Origin of the sequence: Adlercreutzia equolifaciens, from assembly GCF_029076695.1 — a bacterium.
Taxonomy (GTDB): domain Bacteria; phylum Actinomycetota; class Coriobacteriia; order Coriobacteriales; family Eggerthellaceae; genus Adlercreutzia; species Adlercreutzia equolifaciens_A.
Map to the genome: position 1 here is coordinate 1 of NZ_JARFIK010000374.1, position 303 is coordinate 303.

The window sequence follows — 303 nt, forward strand, 5'->3', positions numbered from 1 at the left end:
AAGCCAGGTAGTCGGTCGAGCACCTTCATGATGAAGAACTTCTCCAGCAGAATGAGCACGCCCCAGTACAGGCCCCACAGAAGGAAGTTCCAGGCCGATCCGTGCCAGATGCCGGTGAGGCCCCACACAATCATAGTGTTCAGAATAAAGCGGGGCGTCTTCACGCGATTGCCACCCAGCGGAATATAGACGTAATCGCGGAAGAACCCGCCCAAGGTCATGTGCCAAAGACGCCAGAACTCCGTGGCGGACTTGGACGTATAGGGGTAGTTGAAGTTGCGCGGGTAGTCGAAGCCCATCATC

At 56.4% G+C, this 303-nt stretch carries 1 protein-coding gene; it reads right to left on the minus strand.

Features of this window, described 5'->3' with window-relative positions:
• Nucleotides 1-303, minus strand: a 303-nt coding sequence (locus PZH32_RS12810; protein ID WP_343074579.1) for an MBOAT family O-acyltransferase, incomplete at both ends; no start/stop codon positions are given.